We start from the raw sequence: 18,103 nt of genomic DNA, 5'->3' as shown, positions 1-18,103 counted from the left end.
TTGTAGGGTGTTGGCGACGTCGGGTCCACAGAAGGTCCAACAGGTCCAACAGGTCCAACAGGTCTACAGGTCCACGCGCCCGCGCGTGCTCGGGAGGATTGCCATGAAGGCCCATGACGGGATGTACATCGGCGGCGAGTGGCGGGCCGCCCTCGGCCACGGCCGCATAGAGGTCCTGAACCCGGCCGACGAGCGGCTCATCGCCTCGGTCCCGGCCGGAACGCCCGAGGACGTGGACGCGGCCGTACGCGCGGCCCGCGCGGCCTTCCCGGCCTGGGCGGCCACGCCTCCGACCGAGCGGGCGGCCCTCATCGGGGCCCTGCGCGACGTGCTGGTCGCCCGCAAGGGGGAGATCGCCGAGACCATCACCGCCGAGCTCGGCTCGCCGCTGGGGTTCTCGGAGATGGTCCACGTCGGGGCGCCGATCGCCGTGGCCTCCTCCTACGCCGAGCTCGGGGCCTCGTACGCCTTCGAGGAGCGGATCGGGAACTCGACCGTCCTGCTGGAGCCGGTCGGCGTCGTCGGGGCGATCACTCCCTGGAACTACCCGCTGCACCAGATCGTGGCCAAGGTGGCACCCGCTCTCGCCGCAGGCTGCACCATCGTCCTCAAGCCCGCCGAGGACACCCCGCTGACCGCACAGCTCTTCGCCGAGGCCGTGCACGAGGCGGGGATCCCGGCCGGCGTCTTCAACCTGGTGACCGGCACCGGCCCGATCGCCGGCCAGGCCGTCGCCGCGCACGAGGGCGTCGACCTCGTCTCCTTCACCGGTTCCACCGCCGTCGGCAAGCAGATCGGCGCCACGGCCGGCGCCGCCGTCAAGCGGGTCGCCCTGGAACTGGGCGGCAAATCGGCCAATGTCATCCTGCCCGGCGCCGACCTCGCCAAGGCCGTCGCCGCGGGCGTGGGCCACGTCATGAACAACGCCGGCCAGAGCTGCAACGCGCTCACCCGCATGCTCGTCCACCGCGACGAGTACGAGGAGGCGGTCTCCCTCGCGGCCGCCGCCGCGGCCAAGTACGCCTCCGGCGACCCCCTCGACCCGGGCACCCGCCTCGGCCCGGTCGTCAGCGCCAGGCAGCGTGACCGCGTCCGCGGCTTCATCACTCAGGGCGTGGAGGAGGGTGCGCGCCTCGTCGCGGGCGGGCCCGAGGCGCCGCACGAGCAGGGGTACTTCATCGCCCCGACCGTGTTCGCCGACGTCACGCCCGAGATGACCATCGCCCAGGAGGAGATCTTCGGTCCCGTGCTGTCGATCCTGCCCTACGCGGACCAGGACGAGGCGCTGGCCATCGCGAACGGAACCGACTACGGGCTGGGCGGGGCGGTCTGGGCGGCGGACGAGGCGACGGCCGTGGCCTTCGCCCGCCTGATGGACACCGGCCAGGTGGACATCAACGGCGGCCGCTTCAACCCGCTCGCACCCTTCGGCGGGTACAAGAAGTCGGGCGTGGGACGCGAGCTGGGCCCGCACGGCCTCGCCGAGTACCTCCAGACCAAGTCCCTGCAGTTCTAGCCCCGCAACCGCACGCTTCCCGCCCCGCAACCGCACACACGGAGACGACGATCATGGTCCGCGCCGCCATCCTGCCCGCCGTCGGAGCCCCTCTGGAGATACGGGAGATCGTGCTGCCCGATCCCGGCCCGGGCCAGGTCCGGGTGCGGCTCACCGCCGCCGGGGTCTGCCACTCCGACCTCTCCCTCACCAACGGCACCATGAAGGTCCCCGTACCCGCCGTCCTCGGACACGAGGGCGCGGGCACGGTCCTGGCCGTCGGCGAAGGGGTCACCCATGTCGCGCCCGGCGACGGGGTGGTGCTCAACTGGGCCCCGTCCTGCGGGCAGTGCCACCACTGCTCGATCGGCGAGGTGTGGCTCTGCGCCAACGCGCTCGCCGGGATCGGGGCGGTGTACGCCCACGACGCCCTGGGCGCCGACCTGCACCCCGGGCTGAACGTGGCCGCCTTCGCCGAGGAGACGGTCGTCGCGGCCAACTGCGTCCTGCCCGCCCCCGCCGGGATCCCGCTCGCCGAGGCCGCACTGCTCGGCTGCGCGGTCCTCACCGGCTACGGAGCCGTCCACCACAGCGCCCAGGTCCGGCCCGGCGAGTCGGTGGCCGTCTTCGGAGTCGGCGGCGTGGGGCTGGTCGCCCTCCAGTCGGCCCGCATCGCGAAGGCCGGCCCGATCGTGGCCGTGGACGTCTCCCCGGACAAGGAGGAGCTGGCCCGGGCGGCCGGGGCCACGGAGTTCCTGCTCGCCTCGGAGAACACCGCCAAGGACATCCGCGCACTCACCGGCGGCCACGGCGCGGACGTGGCCATCGAGTGCGTCGGCCGGGCCGCGAGCATCCGGGGCGCCTGGGGATCCACCCGGCGCGGCGGCCGTACGACGGTCGTCGGCATCGGCGGCAAGGAGGAGCAGCTCACCTTCCACGCCCTGGAGATCTTCCACTTCGCCCGCACCCTCACCGGCTGCGTCTACGGCAACAGCGACCCCGCCCGCGACCTCCCGGTGATCGCCGACCACGTCCGGGCGGGCCGGCTCGACCTCGGCGCGCTGGTCACCGACCGGATCACCCTCGACGACATCCCGGCGGCCTTCGACGCGATGCTGGCGGGCAAGGGCGGCCGCTCGCTGGTGATCTTCTAGCAGCTGCCCCGTACGGGAGGCCCGGGCGGGCCTCCCGTACGGGGCAGTGTCAGGCGGTCTCCCGCAGCGCTGCGTACTGGAGGGCCAGGCCGTCCAGCAGCGCCGCCAGGCCCGTCTCGAAGGCGCCCTCGTCCACCTCGTGCTGGCGCTCCGCCAGCAGGTGGGCCTGGCCCAGGTGCGGATAGTCCGACGGGTCGTATGCCGTCTCGTCGTCCACGAAACCCCGGGCGAAGGAACCCACGGCCGAGCCGAGGATGAAGTACCGCATCAGCGCACCGATCCGGGTCGCCTGCGCCGGCGGCCAGCCGGCCGCGGTCATGGCCCCGAAGACGGCGTCCGCCACCCGCAGTCCGGCCGGCCTGCGGCCCGGCCCGCGCGCCAGCACCGGCACGATGTTCGGATGGTCGGACAGGGCGGCCCGGTACGAGTGCGCCCAGTCGCGCAGCGCGACCTGCCACTCCCGGCCGTCCCCGGCGTCGAACATCGACAGGTCGACCCGCGCGCTCACCGCGTCCGCGACCGCGTCCAGGATCTCGTCCTTCGTGCGGAAGTGGTTGTACAACGACGGCCCGCTGACTCCCAGCGCCGCCGCCAGCCGCCGCGTCGAGACGGCCTCCAGCCCCTCGCCGTCCACCAGGGCGCCGGCCGCCTCGATGATGCGGGATCTGCTGAGGAGGGGCTTGCGCGGTCTGGCCATGCGCCACATAGTAAGGCCTGCCGCATTTAAACTAGCAGTGGTAATTAACCCATCCGATCCCGTCCCACCCGGAGGTGCCCGGTGAATCTGGAGCTCAGCGAGGAGCAGTCCGCGGTCCGTGATCTCGCCCGCGCGTTCAGCGACCGCGAAATCTCCCCCTACGCCGCCGAGTGGGACCGCGCCGAGAGCGTGGACCGGGCCATCGTGAAGAAGCTCGGCTCCGTCGGCTTCCTCGGCCTGACCGTCCCCGAGGAGTACGGCGGCTCCGGCGGTGACCACCTCTCCTACGTCCTGGTCACCGAGGAACTCGGCCGCGGGGACTCCGCCGTGCGCGGCATCGTCTCCGTCTCCCTGGGCCTGGTCGCCAAGACCATTGCCGCCTGGGGGAGCGATGACCAGAAGCACGCCTGGCTGCCCCGCCTGTGCTCGGGCGAAGCCCTCGGCTGCTTCGGGCTCACGGAGCCCGGCACCGGCTCCGACGCCGCCGCCCTCACCACGCGCGCCCGGCGCGAGGGCGACGCGTACGTGATCAGCGGCAGCAAGATGTTCATCACCAACGGCACCTGGGCCGACGTGGTCCTGCTCTTCGCCCGCACGAACGAGGAGCCCGGCCACCGCGGAATCTCCGCCTTCCTCGTGCCCACCGACACCCCGGGCCTGACCCGCCGCGAGATCCACGGCAAGCTGGGCCTGCGCGGCCAGGCCACCGCCGAACTCGCCCTCGACGGCGTGCGCGTGCCCGCCTCCGCGATGCTCGGACCCGAGGGGAAGGGCTTCTCCGTCGCCATGTCGGCCCTCGCCAAGGGCCGGATGTCCGTGGCCGCGGGCTGTGTCGGCATCGCCCAGGCCGCGCTGGACGCCGCCGTCTCCTACGCGGCCCAGCGCGAGCAGTTCGGCAAGCCGATCGCCCACCACCAGCTGGTCCAGGAGCTGATCGCCGACATCTCCGTGGACGTGGACGCCGCCCGGCTGCTGACCTGGCGGGTCGCCGATCTGATCGACCGCGGGCTGCCCTTCACCACCGAGTCCTCGACCGCCAAGCTCTTCGCCTCCGAGGCCGCCGTCCGCGCCGCGAGCAACGCCCTCCAGGTGCACGGCGGTTACGGCTACATCGACGAGTACCCGGCCGGCAAGCTGCTGCGCGACGCCCGCGTGATGACCCTGTACGAGGGCACCAGCCAGATCCAGAAGCTCCTCATCGGCCGCGCCCGCACGGGAGTTTCCGCCTTCTGATCCCCTGAAGTTCCCGAGAGCCCCTGAAGTCCGCGGGGCGCCCGAAGTTCCCGAGGGCGCCCGAAGTTCCTGAGTACGTACGTGAGTACGCGCGCGGATGTGCCGCGGCCCGGCCCGCCCGATGCTGGACCCATGAACGAGACACCGGTCAAGCAGCAGAACACGGGCGCCTACTACGGCCAGGCCGTCGCCTCCTTCGGCATCGCCATCGGCGCGGTCGCCCTGGGGATCTACAACCTGGAGGCGAACGGCTGGGTCCGCGCCTTCCTCGGCATCGCGGTCCTCTACCTCACCACCTCGGCCTTCACCCTCGCCAAGGTGATCCGCGACCGCCAGGAGGTCACCCAGATCGTCACCCGGGTCGACCAGGCCAGGATGGAGAAGATCATGACGGGCTACGACCCCTTCGCCGTCCCGAAGCAGCCCGCTCCCCAGGATCGCTAAGCGCTTGCTCACCACCCTCCGGTAAGCTGCTCATTCCTACAGGCCGAAGAGGGTGAGCGAGCGATGGACAGCGTGGAGGAGATCGGCGGCTACCGGCCGTGGTCGGAGGTCACTCCCGACGCCGCGCGGCGACTGCTCGTCGCCGCCGTGGAGGCCTTCGCGGAGCGCGGGTACCACGCCACCACCACGCGGGACATCGCGGGGCGGGCCGGCATGAGCCCGGCCGCGCTCTACATCCACTACAAGACCAAGGAAGAGCTGCTCCACCGGATCAGCCGGATCGGCCACGACAAGGCCCTGCAGATCCTCGACACCGCGGCCGACGGCCCGGGCAGCGCCGCCGAGCGGCTCGACGCGGCCGTACGGTCCTTCGTGCGATGGCACGCGGCCCATCACACCACCGCGCGCGTGGTCCAGTACGAGCTTGATGCTCTCGCTCCGGAGCACCGCTCCGAGATCGTGGCCCTGCGCCGGCAGAGCGACGCGGCCATCCGCCGCATCCTCGCCGACGGCGTCGCGGCCGGTGAGTTCTTCGTCCCGGACGTCCCCGGAACCACCCTCGCCGTGCTGTCGCTCTGCATCGACGTCGCCCGCTGGTTCAGCGCGGACGGCCGCCGCACGCCCGACGAGGTCGGCGCGCTCTACGCCGACCTCGTGCTCCGCATGGTGGGTGCGGGCCCCGGCGAGGCAGGCGCCGCGTCTCGGAAGTAGTTCAGGGGCAGTTCAGGGGGTGGTTCAGAAGTAGTAGCGGGACACCGACTCGGCCACGCACACGGGCTTGTCGCCGCCCTCGCGCTCGACGGTCACGGTGGCCGACACCTGGACGCCGCCTCCCGCTTCCACGACCTCGGTGATCAGCGCGATCGCGCGCAGGCGCGAACCGACCGGCACCGGCGCCGGGAAGCGCACCTTGTTGACCCCGTAGTTGATGCCCATCCGCATGCCCTCGACCCGCATGATCTGCGGGACCAGGCTCGGGAGCAGCGACAGGGTGAGGTACCCGTGCGCGATCGTGGAGCCGAAGGGCCCGGACGCCGCGCGCTCCGGGTCCACGTGGATCCACTGGTGGTCGCCGGTGGCGTCCGCGAAGAGGTCGATCCGCTTCTGGTCCACCTCCAGCCAGTCGCTCGGGCCGAGCGGTGCGCCGATCCCGGCGGTGAGCTCCTCGGCGGACGTGAAGATCCTCGGCTCGGACATACCCGTACCTCTCCCTGGCGAATAAGCGCTTGCTCAGCATGCTGGGATCGTCGTGGATCTGTCAACGAGGTACCGGGGTACCGGGCTCCGAATCCCGGCCCGGCCCATTACCCTCGGCGGTGTGCCGCAGATTCCCGAAAAGGTCCATGAACTCACCGTCGGCCAGCTGTCCGCCCGCAGCGGCGCGGCCGTCTCCGCGCTGCACTTCTACGAGGCCAAGGGCCTGATCAGCAGCCGCCGCACCTCCGGCAACCAGCGCCGCTACACCCGTGACGCCCTGCGCCGCGTGGCGTTCGTGCGGGCCGCCCAGCGCGTCGGCATCCCCCTCGCCAGCATCCGCGACGCACTCGCCCAGCTCCCCGAAGGCCGCACGCCCAACCGCGAGGACTGGGCCCGGCTTTCCGAGAGCTGGCGCGCCGAGCTCGACCAGCGGATAGCTCAACTAGGCCGCCTGCGCGACCATTTGACCGACTGCATCGGCTGCGGATGCCTCTCCCTGGAGAACTGCGCGCTCTCCAACCCCGACGACGTCTTCGGCGAACGCCTCACCGGTTCCCGGCTGTTGTGACCTCCCGTGCGCGGGCCGCCGCCGCGACCAGCTCGGCGTTGGACCGCGCCGGCCGCCCGTCCGGCAGGTGCAGCACGTCTCCTACGCCGATCCGCGCCCCGGTGCCGTACCGCGCGGCCAGCCGCAGCACCGGCCAGGCCGCAGCCCCCCGCCCGAACAGCAGCACCGGCACCGGCGGCAGCCGGCGCAGCAGCTCGGCCACCGGCCCCGGGTCGGCGGAGGCCGGCTCGGCGACGAGGCGGACCCGCGCTGGGTCCCGTACCGGCCAGGCGAGGAACCGCGCCAGCGGCTCCGGCGACCCGCCCACCGGGACCTCCGCGTCCACCGCCACCCCGCGCTCCAGCAGCGCTTCGGCGAGCTCCCGGGCTCCCGGCTCCGCGAACCGCACCACCGCCCGGTCGGGCAGCACCGTCCAGCTCCGCACCCGTGCCAGCCGCTCCGCGTGATCGGGCTCGGACCCCACGCTCACGGCCACGCAGACGGCCACCCCGCCGCCGGGCCCCGAACCGTCCCGCCGCCGGGTCCCGGCCCCGAGGCCCGCGTCGCGCAGGGACTCCAGCAGCGGCCCGACCACCCGGGGCGACAGGCTCTCGCGGCCGCACGGGGTGCGCGCATGGACCAGCACCTCCCGGCCTCCGGCGGCCACCGCCGCCCGTGCGGCCTCCACCAGGCCCTCGGGGCTCATCGGGACGGCCGCACCGTCGGCGGCGCTCCGGGAGCCGTTCAGCGACACCACCAGAGTCGGCTCTGCTCCCGCCCCCGCCCGAGCTCCGGCCCCGGGTCCCGCTCCAGCTCCCGCCCCTGCCCGGCTCACGCCGCCCCCGCCAGGTCGGCACCATGCAACGCCGTTTGCGCGAGCGCCGGTCTGGGCACCACGATTCCGCAGCCCGCGCACACCGGCCCGTCCCACGCCCATCCGGCGTTGGACTGGGCGCAGGCGGGCTCGGCGGGCCCGTCGGCCGTGGCGGGGCCCGACGCCCGGGCTACGGCCTTCGCCGCCACCGCCGGAGGCACCCGCACCGGCCAGTGCAACTCCCGCGCCCCGCACACCGGACACCCCGTACCCGGCTCCGACTCCAGCGCCTCCACCAGCCGTCTCAGCACCTCGCCCAGCGCCCCCTGCGGCCGCACGCCCGGATCGGCGCACCGCACCACCGCGTCCCCGCTGCCGCTCCACGCCCACTCGGGCCGCCGCAGCCCGTCGTGCTTCTCGCGCCGCCGACGCGCCGCGAACTGCCGTTCGTACTCCAGCCAGACCGCCCGTGCCTCCTCCAGCTCCTCCAGCGCGGCCACCAGCCGCGAGGGGTCGGCCGCCCGGTCCTCGGGGCCGATCCCGTGCCGGTCGCACAGGTGCCACCAGGTCGCGCGGTGCCCGTACGGGGCGAACCGCTCCAGGCAGCGGCGCAGCGAATGGCGCCGCAGGGCCCTGTCGTTGCGCGCGTCGCGCACCTGATGGGCCAGACTCCGGAATCCCGCCATCACACCTTCACCTCCGCCGAGCGCCCAGCACCGGGCGCCGTGCCCGCCGCGCTGCGTGCCCCACAGGACCGGCGCCGTGTGCCAACATGCCCGGCCCGGTGCGGGCGCATGCGGGGGCGGTCGAGGCGTACGGGTGGCACATGGCCGGAACTCAGCGCCCCATGCGTCCCGCGACCACCACCAGCCGGGCCAGCTCCTCGTGGCAGATGTCGCTGTGCGCCCCCGAAGGAGCCCCGCCGCGCCGGACCACGGAGCCCGCGTCCACGCTCACGCAGCCCGCGGCGGGCAGGCCGCCCTGCAGCGCCGCGTCCAGCGTCAGTCGCGGGGTCCCCGGCACCCCCCGCACTCCGTCGTGCCCGATCGCGCCCCACCGCTCGTCGAAACCGAGCAGACCGGCCGAATCGCCGGCCATCCGGGAGGCCAGCGGGTAGAACACCTTGAGGGAGGAGTCGTACGGGGAATGGCAGGCCGTCAGCGGCCCGTCGACCCTGCCCTGCAACCCGCGCAGGGCGCCCCCGCGCCCCCGGTCGTGCGGCAGGCTCTCGGCGAACGCGTAGTGGGAGAAGGCCCCTTGGAGGACGGTCAGGGACTTCACGTTCCGCGCCCCGGACGGCAGCGCGCGCAGCGCGAAGGAGACCACCCGGCCGCCGAAGCTGTGACCGATGAGGTGCACCCGCAGGGCCGGGCGGCGGCCCGCCAGCTCCGCCAGCAGCGGCCCGAGGCCGTGCTCGCCGACCACCCCGGCCCGGGCCTTCATCTGGTAGTACGTGGCCTGGCGCAGCACCTCCTTGGCGCCGTTCCACAGCGTCCGCGTCCCGCCGCCGGCCGAGAAGCCGGGGGAGTCCCCGGCGTCGGGCCGGTCCCCGGGGAACGTGGCGCCCGCCTCGGCCAGGGCTTCGGTGAACTCCCGGCACACCCGCAGGACGTCCCCGCTGAGGAAGTCCGGCACCTCGCGCGGGGCGAAGGCAGCCGCCAGATCGTCGCCCGTGCCCACCCCGTCCACCCCGGCCAGCTCCCGTACGAGCGCACCGAACTCGGTGAAGTCCCCTTCCCGGGTGGGCCGTTCCTCCAGCAGCTCGGCGATCCGGTCCAGCTCCGCCGCCCGTCCCGGCCAGAACGCGCCGAGGGCCCGCCGGGTGACCGGGTCCAGGGCCGTTCCGTGGCCCCGTCGGTCCGATTCCACAGATTCCCCGGATTCCCCGGACGCCCCCGATCCCCACGCTCCGCCCACGGCGCCCCGGGCGTCGAAGTCGGGAATCGGCTCGTCCGAGAACCTGATCGAGGGCCACACCACCCCCACGTACCCCAGCCGCACCCCCGTCCCCACCAGATCCGCGAAGGGGGCGTAGAACCGGTCGAAGAGCCGGATCGCAGTGGACCGGTCGGAGTTCCATCCGTGGGCGAAGACCAGCAGGTCCGTGGCCTCGATCCCGAAGACCGCCTCCCGCGCGCCCGGGCCCGCGTCGCCCTGCGCGTCGAAAGTCAGCTCCACGTACGGCCGGGCCCCGATCCCCACCGCCGTCCCCGTCGCCCTCGCGGGCACCGCCCCGCCGATGTGCACCATGACGCCCCCCCTCCACGCCGTGTCCCTGCCCGCAGCATCCTGCGGAACGGGCCGCCCGGCCAGCCCCTGTGCACCCGCCGGTTCACGGATACAGCAGGTACTCCTCCCGTACCGCCGCGAACCCCGCCAGCCCCGCCGCCCAGTCGCCCTCGATCTCCTCCATGCCCGCCCCCGCGTCGACCATCTTCCGGACCCGGTCCGAGCCCGTCAGTCGGTCGATCCACTGGTCGGAGCGCCAGGCGAAGCCGCTCCACACCCGTCGAGCGGTGACCAGCAGCCCGATGCCGGCCCGTACCGGGTCGAAGGCCTCCCGGTCGTGGACGAGCAGCCGGACCCCGCCGCAGGTCTTCCCGGCGTACTTGGAAAAGGAAGGCGTGAAATAGGCCTCCCGGAACCAGACCCCGGGCAGCTCCAGGGCGTTCGCCGCCTCTGCCCACCGCCGGTCCACGCCCTCCGCGCCGACCAGCTCGAAGGGGGTGGTGGTACCGCGCCCCTCCGACAGGTTCGTCCCCTCGAACAGGCAGGTCCCGGCGTACGCCAGGGCCGTTCCCGGCGTCGGCACGTTCGGGCTCGGCGGCACCCAGGGCAGCCCGGTCTCCTCGAAGAAGGACTCCCGCCGCCACCCGGCCATCCGCACCACCTCCAGCCGCGGGGCGGCGCCGGCTCCCCGGAGGAACTCGCCCGCGAAGAGGCCGGCCAATTCGCCCGCCGTCATCCCGTGCGCCAGCGCGATCGGCTCCCGGCCCACGAAGCTCGCGTACGGGCGCTGCAGGACGGGCCCGGCCGCCCGCCGGGCGCCGACCGGGTTGGGGCGGTCCAGCACGACCACCGCCTTGCCGGCGAGGGCGGCCGCGCGCATGCAGTCGTAGAGGGTCCAGATGTAGGTGTAGAAGCGGGCGCCGACGTCCTGGATGTCGAAGACGACGGTGTCGACTCCGGCCGCCGTGAAGACGTCCGCGAGCCGCTGCCCGCTCTTGTCGTACGTGTCGTACACGGGAAGCCCGGTCGCCGGATCCCGCCCGGCCCCCTCCGAACCGCCCGCCTGGGCCGTGCCCCGGAAACCGTGCTCGGGGCCGAACACCGCGACCAGATCCACGCGTTCGTCCACGTGCAGGACGTCGACCAGGTGCCGGGCGTCCGCCGTGATCCCCGTCGGGTTGGTGACCACCCCGACCCGCTGCCCGGCCAGTAGGGCGTACCCGTCCGCGGCGAGCCGCTCGAACCCCGTCCGCACCCGCCCGGTAACGGCTCCCGTCGCCCCGGCCCCCGAGGCGCCCGCCGCCCCGGCCCCCGAGGCCCCCGCCCCCAGGGCGCCCGCGGCGCCCGCCGCCCCGGCCAGACCGAGCAACCCGCGTCGCGACAGTGTCATCGAGCCAAAGTAGGGCTCCGCACCCTTCCGCCCGGACATACCGACTGGTTAGTCTGCCCGTGATCCGGCCAGGCGTCAGCACGCCGTGCAGACGCCGAGGCGCCACCACACGAAGGGCGGACCCGTGAACGCGTTCCAGGACCAGCGAGTCGTCGTCACCGGCGCGGGCGGCGGCATCGGAGCCGCCCTCGCCCACCGCTTCGCCGCGGAGGGGGCGACCGTCGCGGTCAACGACCTCGACCCCGCCAAGGCCGCCTCGGTCGCGGACGCGATCGGCGCCCGCGCCGTCGCGGTGCCCGGCGACGCCTCGGCCGTGGCCGCGCAGGCCCGCGAGGCGCTCGGCGGCACCGTGGACGTCTACTGCGCCAACGCGGGCCTCGCCTCCGGCGGCGACGCCTTCGCCGAGGAGGCCGTTTGGGAGGCGGCCTGGGACACCAACGTCATGGCCCACGTCCGCGCCGCCCGAGTGCTGCTGCCCGACTGGCTGGAGCGCGGGAGCGGCCGGTTCGTGTCCACCGTCTCGGCCGCAGGGCTGCTGACCATGATCGGAGCGGCCCCGTACAGTGTCACCAAGCACGGCGCGCTCGCCTTCGCGGAATGGCTCTCGCTGACCTACCGCCACCGCGGGCTCCAGGTCCACGCCATCTGCCCGCAGGGGGTCCGGACCGACATGCTCACCGCCGCCGGATCGGCGGGCGAGCTGGTCCTCGCGCCGACCGCGATCGAGCCGGAAGCGGTCGCGGACGCACTGTTCGACGGCATGGAGAAGGGCCGGTTCTTGATCCTCCCGCACCCCGAGGTCGCGGACTTCTACGCGGCCCGGGCCACCGAGCCGGACCGCTGGCTGAGCGGCATGAACCACCTCCAGCGCAAGTGGGAGACCCGGTGACCGCAGCAGCCCCGCCCCCCGCCCCGTCGCCGGACCCGTCCACCCCGGACCCGTCCGTCCCGGCCCGGCACCCGTCGTCCCCGGCGCCGTCCGCCCCGGCCTCCCGCTACGCCGCCAAGCCCTGGCTCGGCCTGCTCAGCCCGGTCCAGCGGGCCCCGATCGCGCCCCCGCCCAGCGTGCTGCACGCCTTCCGGGAAGCCGTCGCCCGGGCCCCGGAACGCACCGCCCTCGCCTACTTCGACGGCCGCCTGACCTACGCCGAGGCCGACGCGCTCTCCGACTCCCTCGCCGGCCACCTCGCCGCCCACGGCACCCGCCGCGGGGACCGGGTCGCGGTCATGCTCCAGAACACCCCGCACTTCGTGCTCGCCGTCCTGGCCGCCTGGAAGGCCGGAGCGGTCGTGGTCCCGCTCAACCCCATGTACAAGTCCGGCGAGGTCGGCCACATCCTGCGCGACTCCGGGGCCACCGCCCTGGTCTGCGAGGCCCGCGCCTGGTCCGCGTACCTGCGCGGGGCGGCGCAGGGCACCGCCGTACGCACCGTCCTGACCGCCTGCGACCTGGACTTCCAGACCCGCGACGACGTACGGGTCCTCGCGCCGGGCCGCCCGGAGCAGGCGGCCGACGCCGCCGATCTCCACGCCGTGGCCCGCCGGGGCCACCGGGCCCCGACCGACCCGGACCTCACGGCCGCCGACACCGCCCTGATCAGCTACACCTCCGGCACCAGCGGCACCCCCAAGGGCGCCATGAACCCGCACGGCGCGCTCACCCACAACGCCGTCCGCCAGGTCACCGGCCACCCCCTCCCCGAGGGGTCCGGCTACTTCGCGCTCGCCCCGCTCTTCCACATCACCGGCATGGTGTGCGAGCTCGCCGCCTGCTTCACCAACGCCGGCACCCTGGTCCTCGCCCACCGCTTCGACGCCGGAGCCGTCCTCGACGCCTTCCTCGAACACCGCCCCGCCTACACCGTGGGCCCGGCCACCGCCTTCATGGCGCTCGCCGCGCACCCCGGGGCCACCCCGGACCACTTCGCCTCGTTCCGGGTGGTCTCCTCCGGCGGCGCCCCGCTGCCGCCGGCCCTGGTCGAACGCCTGCGCGCCGGCTACGGCTTCTACCTGCGCAACGGCTACGGCCTCACCGAATGCACCGCCCCCTGCGCCTCCGTACCCGTCCACCTCGAAGCCCCCGTGGACCCGGCCTCGGGCACCCTCTCCGTGGGCGTGCCCGGCGCCGACACCCTCGTACGGATCCTCGACGAGAGCGGCGCCGAGGTCCCCTTCGGCGAGACCGGGGAGATAGCCGTACGCGGACCCCAGGTCGTCCCCGGCTACTGGGGCCTGCCCGCCGACACCGCCAAGGCCTTCCCGGACGGCGAACTGCGCACCGGAGACGTCGGGTTCATGGACCCGGAGGGCTGGCTCTACGTGGTCGACCGCAAGAAGGACATGATCAACGCCTCCGGTTTCAAGGTCTGGCCGCGCGAGGTGGAGGACGTGCTCTACACCCACCCCGCCGTGCGCGAAGCGGCCGTCGTCGGCATCCCCGACCCCTACCGCGGGGAGAGCGTGATGGCCTACGTCAGCCTGCGCCCCGGGGCCGGGGCGGACCCGGCGGAACTGTCCGCGTACTGCGCCGAGCGCCTCGCCGCGTACAAATATCCGCGCCGGGTGGAGATCCTGCCTGTTCTTCCGAAGACGACCAGTGGCAAGATCCTGCGACGGGAACTTCGGACACGCGACCACGGCTGAAAACGGCCGGACCGCGTCCGCCCTGACCCGCAAGACCGCATACGCAAGGACCACGAAAGGGAGGCGACAGCCATGGCCGCCAAGACCACGACGGAGACCGTCGGGGCGCACGAGGCCCCGGTACCGCGCCGGCTGCTCGCCGTCGCGACCAGGCTGTTCGCCGAGCGCGGCTACGACCGGACCTCGGTCCAGGAGATCGTCGAGGCGGCCGGGGTCACCAAGGGTGCGCTCTACCACTACTTCGGATCCAAGGACGATCTGCTGCACGAGGTGTACGCGCGCATGCTGCGGCTCCAGCAGCAGCGGCTCGACGCGGTGGCCGATTCCGACGCGCCGGTGGAGGAGCGGCTGCGCGCCGCGGCCGCCGACGTGGTGGTCACCACGATCGAGAACCTGGACGACGCGGCGATCTTCTTCCGCTCCATGCACCAGCTGAGCCCGGAGAAGTCCAAGCAGGTCCGGGCGGAGCGCCGGCGCTACCACGAGCGCTTCCGCGCGCTGGTCGAGGAGGGCCAGCGCGCCGGGGTCTTCTCCGACGCCACCCCGGCCGACCTGGTGGTGGACTACCACTTCGGCTCCGTCCACCACCTGTCGACCTGGTACCACGAGGACGGCCCGCTCACGCCGCAGCAGGTCGCCGACCACCTCGCGGACCTGCTGATGCGGGCGCTGCGCCCGTAGTGAGCACGGGGTAGTCGTTGTACCCCTGCGCCCCCTGTACGTGCATCAGGAACTCGGAGCGGATCTCGTTGAGCGGGGCGTTCACGCGCAGCCGCTCCACGAAGTCGGGGTTGGCGAGGAAGCCCCGGCCCAGCGAGACCAGGTCGGCGCCCTCGGCCAGGAACCGTTCGGCGACGCTCTTGCCGCCATCGGCCGTGAACTGCTCCCGGGAGAGCAGCTGGTTGGCGATGAGCGTGCCCGGCCAGGCCTTGCGGTGCTCCTGGAACCGGGGCCGCTCCTGGTCGGTGTAGAGGACGTGGAGATAGACCGGGTCGATCTCCGCCAGGGCCGCCAGCAGCGCCGGGTAGATCTCCTCGGTATCGCCTTCCTCGATGCCGTTGACCGTCGCTCCGGGCGAGATCCGTATGCCGACGCGGTCCCGGCCGACGGCCCCGGCGACGGCCCGGACCACCTCGACGGCGAACCGGATCCGGTTCTCCACCGGGCCGCCCCACGCGTCGGTCCGCAGGTTGGTGCCCTTCGCCAGGAACTGGTGGGGCAGGAAACCGTTGGCGGCGTGCACCTCCACCCCCGCGAAACCGGCCTCCACGGCATTGCGGGCCGCGGCCCGGAAGTCGGCGACGGTGGCACGGATGTCCTCGGCCGTCATGGCGCGCGGAGCGGCGGCGTCCCGCAGCCCGCCGGGGGTGTGCAGCTGCTCGGGGAGCCGTACGACGGAGGGCGCGAGCGGGACGTGCCCGCTGGTGTCGGGGTGACCGACGCGGCCGCCGTGTTCGAGCTGGAGGAACATCGCCGCGCCGCCGCCCGTGCCGTCGGCGCCCGCCCGCACCGCGTCGGTGACACGGCGCCAGCCGGCGATCTGGTCCGCGGTGTGGATGCCGGGGATGTTCGGGTAGGCCTGCCCCACGGCGCTCGGCGCGGTGCCCTCGGCGATGATCAGACCGGCCGAGGCGCGCTGGGCGTAGTGGACGGCCATCAGCTGCCCGGGGACTCCGTCGGCGCCCGCCCGGTTGCGGGTCAGGGGCGCCATCACCAGGCGGTTGGGGAGTTCGAGTCCGCCGAGGGCGGCGGGCTCGAAGAGGCGGGAAACGGTGGGAAGGACCTGCTGTGAGTGCGTCATGGCCGTAACCTAAAACCTGACATTGATGTCAGATTCAAGTCCGGAGACGACGGAGACGACGGAGACGACGGAGACGACGGGGGCACGGCATGCGGATCGGCGAACTGGCGGCGCGCACCGGGGTCAGCGAGCGTTCGCTGCGCTACTACGAGGAGCAGGGGCTGCTGGTCTGCGACCGGACGCCCGGCGGCCACCGCGACTACACGGAACGGGCGGTGGACCGGGTCATCCGGATCCAGGAGCTCTACGCGGCCGGACTGCACAGCGCGAAGATCGGGCAGATCCTGCCCTGCATGCGCGATGCGGACGGCGGGCCGAACGTACGGGCCACGCCCGCGCTCGTCGCCGAGCTGACGACGGAACGGGACCGGATCGACCGGCTGATCGCCGATCTGCTCCGGTCCCGTGAGGTGCTGGACGAGGTCATCGGCGCGGCGGCGGGCCGGACCGTGACCGCCCCCGAGCCGCCGGCCGTGGAGACGTCCTAGCCGAGCGGTGCGACCTCGCGGCCCCAGGTCTCCTTGGCGACCACGGCGAAGGAGATGTACCAGGCGACGCCCGCGGTGAAGAGGCCGAGGAAGCCGCCGGTGTGGCCCAGCGCCGTGCTCTGCGCCAGGTCGCCGAGGGCGAGGAACAGGAAGGTCAGCGCCAGCGAGACGAACAGCACGCGGTGCGCGACGTCCAGCTTCATGGCGGCGATCGACATGTACGCGGTGAAGATGAACCAGGCCACGAGGAACCAGCCGGTCGCCACGTGCGCCTGGTCGGCCGGCAGCGTCGGGACGACGAACTTCACGTAGCCGGCGAAGGACATCCAGAACGCGCCGTACGAGACGAACGCCGTGGTCCCGAAGGTGTTGCCGCGGCGGAACTCCAGCACGCCCGCGACGAACTGCGCGAGACCGCCGTAGAACAGCGCCAGCGGCAGGACGACGGCGCTGAGCGCGGCGTTCGAGATCAGCCCCGAGTTGAAGAGGCTGAGCACGAAGCTGGTGAGGGCGAACGCCGCCAGGCCGAGCGGGCCGGGGTTGGCGACCTTGATCGCCGGAGCCGCGGGCGCTGCGACGGGGGAGGCCGTGGCGTGCGGCGCGGCGGCGGGGGCCAGGGTGGAGCTGGGCATGGCGAAGGGCACTTTCGGTGGGGGAAATACCGAATATATCGGACTTCCCTGGTGGTCTGGACCATTAAAGGTCCACTCCCGCGGGACCGAAGTCCCTCCGCCAAGCCGGCCGGAGGCTACCGGTACCGCTTCAGCTCCCGGTGCGCCAGCGAGCGCTGGTGCACCTCGTCCGGCCCGTCCGCCAGCCGCAGCGTCCGCGCCGCCGCCCACAGCTCGGCCAGCGGGAAGTCCTGGCTCACCCCGCCCGCACCGTGCAGCTGCACCGCGTCGTCCAGGATCCGCACCACCGCCCGCGGGGTCGCGATCTTGATGGCCTGGATCTCGGTGTGCGCGCCCCGGTTCCCGGCCGTGTCCATCAGCCAGGCCGTCTTCAGCACCAGCAGCCGCAGCTGCTCCACGGTGACCCGGGCGTCCGCGATCCAGTTCTGTACGACGCCCTGCGCGGCCAGCTCCTTGCCGAAGGCGGTACGTCCCACCGCGCGCCGGCACATCAGCTCGATGGCCCGCTCCGCCATGCCGATGAGCCGCATGCAGTGGTGGATCCGGCCCGGCCCGAGGCGGGCCTGGGCGATGGCGAAGCCGCCGCCCTCCTCGCCGATCAGGTTCTCCGCCGGGACCCGGGCCCCGTCGAAGACCACCTCGGCGTGGCCGCCGTGGTCGTGGTCCTCGTACCCGTACACGGTCATCGCCCGCCGGATCTCGACCCCCGGAGTGTCCCGGGGGACCAGGATCATGGACTGCTGGCGGCGCGGGTCGGCGCCCCCGGGGTCGGTCTTGCCCATGACGATGAAGATCTTGCAGTCCGGGTTCATGGCCCCGGAGATGAACCACTTGCGGCCCGTGATCACGTACTCGTCGCCGCTCGCGGAACGCTCGATCCGCGTCTCGATGTTCGTGGCGTCCGAGGAGGCCACCTCCGGCTCGGTCATCGCGAACGCGGACCGGATCTCCCCGGCCAGCAGCGGCTCCAGCCACTGCTTCTTCTGCTCCTCGTTCCCGAACTGCGAGAGCAGCTCCATGTTCCCGGTGTCCGGAGCCGCGCAGTTCGTCGCGGTCGGCGCCAGGTGCGGGCTGCGGCCGGTGATCTCGGCGAGCGGGGCGTACTGCAGGTTGGTCAGCCCGGCGCCGTACTCGGCATCGGGCAAGAAGAGGTTCCAGAGTCCCTGGCGGCGCGCCTCGGCCTTCAGTTCACCGAACACGGCCGGGGTGTCCCAGGGTGAGGCCAGCCGCGCGCGCTGCTCGGCGGCGACGGCTTCCGCCGGGTAGACGTACTCGTCCATGAACGAGAGGAGCCGTCCGCGGAGTTCCTCGGTGCGGGCGTCGAATGCGAAGTCCATCG

At 73.3% G+C, this 18,103-nt stretch carries 19 protein-coding genes; 10 read left to right on the top strand and 9 right to left on the bottom strand.

Translation table 11 applies throughout. From position 1 onward, the window contains the following. Positions 1-103: 103 nt before the first annotated feature. On the top strand, positions 104-1,516 hold the full coding sequence (locus ACFVX6_RS13495) for an aldehyde dehydrogenase family protein (RefSeq protein WP_389690903.1): 1,413 nt from the start codon (positions 104-106) through the stop codon (positions 1,514-1,516). A gap of 53 nt (positions 1,517-1,569) precedes the next feature. Further along, complete coding sequence (locus ACFVX6_RS13490) at positions 1,570-2,649, top strand: zinc-binding dehydrogenase (protein ID WP_389690901.1); 1,080 nt, start codon at positions 1,570-1,572, stop codon at positions 2,647-2,649. A 49-nt stretch (positions 2,650-2,698) separates the two neighbouring features. On the opposite strand, the gene ACFVX6_RS13485 is transcribed toward ACFVX6_RS13490, so the two are convergent. Then, positions 2,699-3,346 carry a TetR/AcrR family transcriptional regulator gene (locus ACFVX6_RS13485; protein WP_389690899.1) on the bottom strand — a complete coding sequence of 216 codons (648 nt, stop codon included), beginning with the start codon at positions 3,344-3,346 and terminating at the stop codon, positions 2,699-2,701. A gap of 81 nt (positions 3,347-3,427) precedes the next feature. On the opposite strand from ACFVX6_RS13485, the gene ACFVX6_RS13480 reads away from it, so the two are divergent. The 3 genes from ACFVX6_RS13480 (at position 3,428) to ACFVX6_RS13470 (ending at position 5,734) form a co-directional block, all read left to right on the top strand. Then, entirely contained in the window at positions 3,428-4,579 is a 1,152-nt protein-coding gene (locus ACFVX6_RS13480; RefSeq protein WP_389690897.1) for an acyl-CoA dehydrogenase family protein, read from the top strand. A 132-nt stretch (positions 4,580-4,711) separates the two neighbouring features. Beyond that, positions 4,712-5,023 (top strand): YiaA/YiaB family inner membrane protein, encoded by a 312-nt coding sequence (locus ACFVX6_RS13475; RefSeq protein ID WP_274552654.1) that lies wholly within the window; start codon positions 4,712-4,714, stop codon positions 5,021-5,023. A gap of 63 nt (positions 5,024-5,086) precedes the next feature. Continuing rightward, positions 5,087-5,734, top strand: a complete 648-nt coding sequence (locus ACFVX6_RS13470; RefSeq protein ID WP_389690895.1) for a TetR/AcrR family transcriptional regulator — start codon at positions 5,087-5,089, stop codon at positions 5,732-5,734. Between the two features lie 24 nt (positions 5,735-5,758). On the opposite strand, the gene ACFVX6_RS13465 is transcribed toward ACFVX6_RS13470, so the two are convergent. After that, positions 5,759-6,220 (bottom strand): MaoC family dehydratase, encoded by a 462-nt coding sequence (locus ACFVX6_RS13465; RefSeq protein WP_389690893.1) that lies wholly within the window; start codon positions 6,218-6,220, stop codon positions 5,759-5,761. Between the two features lie 121 nt (positions 6,221-6,341). Here ACFVX6_RS13465 and soxR point away from each other — a divergent pair, with 121 nt between their 5' ends. Continuing rightward, positions 6,342-6,788 carry a redox-sensitive transcriptional activator SoxR gene (gene soxR, locus ACFVX6_RS13460; RefSeq protein ID WP_389690891.1) on the top strand — a complete coding sequence of 149 codons (447 nt, stop codon included), beginning with the start codon at positions 6,342-6,344 and terminating at the stop codon, positions 6,786-6,788. On the opposite strand, the gene ACFVX6_RS13455 is transcribed toward soxR, so the two are convergent. The 4 genes from ACFVX6_RS13455 to ACFVX6_RS13440 all read right to left on the bottom strand — a co-directional run bounded on the left by ACFVX6_RS13455 (position 6,766) and on the right by ACFVX6_RS13440 (position 11,200). Continuing rightward, on the bottom strand, positions 6,766-7,521 hold the full coding sequence (locus tag ACFVX6_RS13455) for a 3-keto-5-aminohexanoate cleavage protein (protein WP_389690889.1): 756 nt from the start codon (positions 7,519-7,521) through the stop codon (positions 6,766-6,768). The two genes, soxR and ACFVX6_RS13455, sit on opposite strands and share 23 nt — an antisense overlap. A gap of 77 nt (positions 7,522-7,598) precedes the next feature. Next, positions 7,599-8,267 (bottom strand): hypothetical protein, encoded by a 669-nt coding sequence (locus ACFVX6_RS13450; protein WP_389690887.1) that lies wholly within the window; start codon positions 8,265-8,267, stop codon positions 7,599-7,601. Between the two features lie 151 nt (positions 8,268-8,418). After that, positions 8,419-9,831, bottom strand: a complete 1,413-nt coding sequence (locus ACFVX6_RS13445; protein ID WP_389690885.1) for a serine-threonine protein kinase — start codon at positions 9,829-9,831, stop codon at positions 8,419-8,421. Positions 9,832-9,913: 82 nt separating this feature from the next. After that, on the bottom strand, positions 9,914-11,200 hold the full coding sequence (locus tag ACFVX6_RS13440) for an exo-beta-N-acetylmuramidase NamZ domain-containing protein (protein ID WP_389690883.1): 1,287 nt from the start codon (positions 11,198-11,200) through the stop codon (positions 9,914-9,916). Between the two features lie 124 nt (positions 11,201-11,324). Here ACFVX6_RS13440 and ACFVX6_RS13435 point away from each other — a divergent pair, with 124 nt between their 5' ends. The 3 genes from ACFVX6_RS13435 to ACFVX6_RS13425 all read left to right on the top strand — a co-directional run bounded on the left by ACFVX6_RS13435 (position 11,325) and on the right by ACFVX6_RS13425 (position 14,524). After that, complete coding sequence (locus ACFVX6_RS13435; RefSeq protein WP_389690881.1) at positions 11,325-12,089, top strand: SDR family oxidoreductase; 765 nt, start codon at positions 11,325-11,327, stop codon at positions 12,087-12,089. Positions 12,090-12,220: 131 nt separating this feature from the next. Next, complete coding sequence (locus ACFVX6_RS13430; protein ID WP_389690990.1) at positions 12,221-13,843, top strand: class I adenylate-forming enzyme family protein; 1,623 nt, start codon at positions 12,221-12,223, stop codon at positions 13,841-13,843. A 72-nt stretch (positions 13,844-13,915) separates the two neighbouring features. Beyond that, positions 13,916-14,524, top strand: coding sequence for a TetR/AcrR family transcriptional regulator (locus ACFVX6_RS13425; RefSeq protein WP_274552663.1), 609 nt, complete (start codon positions 13,916-13,918; stop codon positions 14,522-14,524). Here the strand turns inward: ACFVX6_RS13425 and ACFVX6_RS13420 are convergent. After that, entirely contained in the window at positions 14,463-15,644 is a 1,182-nt protein-coding gene (locus ACFVX6_RS13420) for an alkene reductase (RefSeq protein WP_389690879.1), read from the bottom strand. The genes ACFVX6_RS13425 and ACFVX6_RS13420 overlap by 62 nt on opposite strands. 89 nt (positions 15,645-15,733) lie before the next feature. Between ACFVX6_RS13420 and ACFVX6_RS13415 the strand changes: the two genes are divergently transcribed. After that, positions 15,734-16,132 carry a MerR family transcriptional regulator gene (locus ACFVX6_RS13415; protein WP_389690877.1) on the top strand — a complete coding sequence of 133 codons (399 nt, stop codon included), beginning with the start codon at positions 15,734-15,736 and terminating at the stop codon, positions 16,130-16,132. Here the strand turns inward: ACFVX6_RS13415 and ACFVX6_RS13410 are convergent. Both ACFVX6_RS13410 and ACFVX6_RS13405 read right to left on the bottom strand, forming a co-directional pair. Then, a complete protein-coding gene (locus ACFVX6_RS13410; protein ID WP_389690875.1) occupies positions 16,129-16,764 on the bottom strand; it encodes an acetate uptake transporter in 636 nt (211 codons plus the stop codon). The two genes, ACFVX6_RS13415 and ACFVX6_RS13410, sit on opposite strands and share 4 nt — an antisense overlap. Before the next feature lie 116 nt (positions 16,765-16,880). Next, positions 16,881-18,101, bottom strand: coding sequence for an acyl-CoA dehydrogenase family protein (locus ACFVX6_RS13405; protein ID WP_389690873.1), 1,221 nt, complete (start codon positions 18,099-18,101; stop codon positions 16,881-16,883). Between the last annotated feature and the right edge of the window lie 2 nt (positions 18,102-18,103).

Origin of the sequence: Streptomyces sp. NPDC058289 (genome assembly GCF_042880975.1) — a bacterium.
Classification (GTDB): domain Bacteria; phylum Actinomycetota; class Actinomycetes; order Streptomycetales; family Streptomycetaceae; genus Streptomyces; species Streptomyces stoeckheimensis.
This window is presented reverse-complemented; position numbering and strand designations above follow the sequence as displayed.

Bases quoted from the DNA above. Each gene is read 5' to 3' on its own strand.
- ACFVX6_RS13495 (WP_389690903.1), top strand. From the start codon at position 104: ATGAAGGCCCATGACGGGATGTACATCGGCGGCGAGTGGCGGGCCGCC.
- ACFVX6_RS13490 (WP_389690901.1), top strand. From the start codon at position 1,570: ATGGTCCGCGCCGCCATCCTGCCCGCCGTCGGAGCCCCTCTGGAGATA.
- ACFVX6_RS13485 (WP_389690899.1), bottom strand. From the start codon at position 3,346: ATGGCCAGACCGCGCAAGCCCCTCCTCAGCAGATCCCGCATCATCGAG.
- ACFVX6_RS13475 (WP_274552654.1), top strand. From the start codon at position 4,712: ATGAACGAGACACCGGTCAAGCAGCAGAACACGGGCGCCTACTACGGC.
- ACFVX6_RS13470 (WP_389690895.1), top strand. From the start codon at position 5,087: ATGGACAGCGTGGAGGAGATCGGCGGCTACCGGCCGTGGTCGGAGGTC.
- ACFVX6_RS13465 (WP_389690893.1), bottom strand. From the start codon at position 6,220: ATGTCCGAGCCGAGGATCTTCACGTCCGCCGAGGAGCTCACCGCCGGG.
- ACFVX6_RS13450 (WP_389690887.1), bottom strand. From the start codon at position 8,267: ATGGCGGGATTCCGGAGTCTGGCCCATCAGGTGCGCGACGCGCGCAAC.
- ACFVX6_RS13445 (WP_389690885.1), bottom strand. From the start codon at position 9,831: ATGGTGCACATCGGCGGGGCGGTGCCCGCGAGGGCGACGGGGACGGCG.
- ACFVX6_RS13440 (WP_389690883.1), bottom strand. From the start codon at position 11,200: ATGACACTGTCGCGACGCGGGTTGCTCGGTCTGGCCGGGGCGGCGGGC.
- ACFVX6_RS13425 (WP_274552663.1), top strand. From the start codon at position 13,916: ATGGCCGCCAAGACCACGACGGAGACCGTCGGGGCGCACGAGGCCCCG.
- ACFVX6_RS13420 (WP_389690879.1), bottom strand. From the start codon at position 15,644: ATGACGCACTCACAGCAGGTCCTTCCCACCGTTTCCCGCCTCTTCGAG.
- ACFVX6_RS13415 (WP_389690877.1), top strand. From the start codon at position 15,734: ATGCGGATCGGCGAACTGGCGGCGCGCACCGGGGTCAGCGAGCGTTCG.
- ACFVX6_RS13410 (WP_389690875.1), bottom strand. From the start codon at position 16,764: ATGCCCAGCTCCACCCTGGCCCCCGCCGCCGCGCCGCACGCCACGGCC.
- ACFVX6_RS13405 (WP_389690873.1), bottom strand. From the start codon at position 18,101: ATGGACTTCGCATTCGACGCCCGCACCGAGGAACTCCGCGGACGGCTC.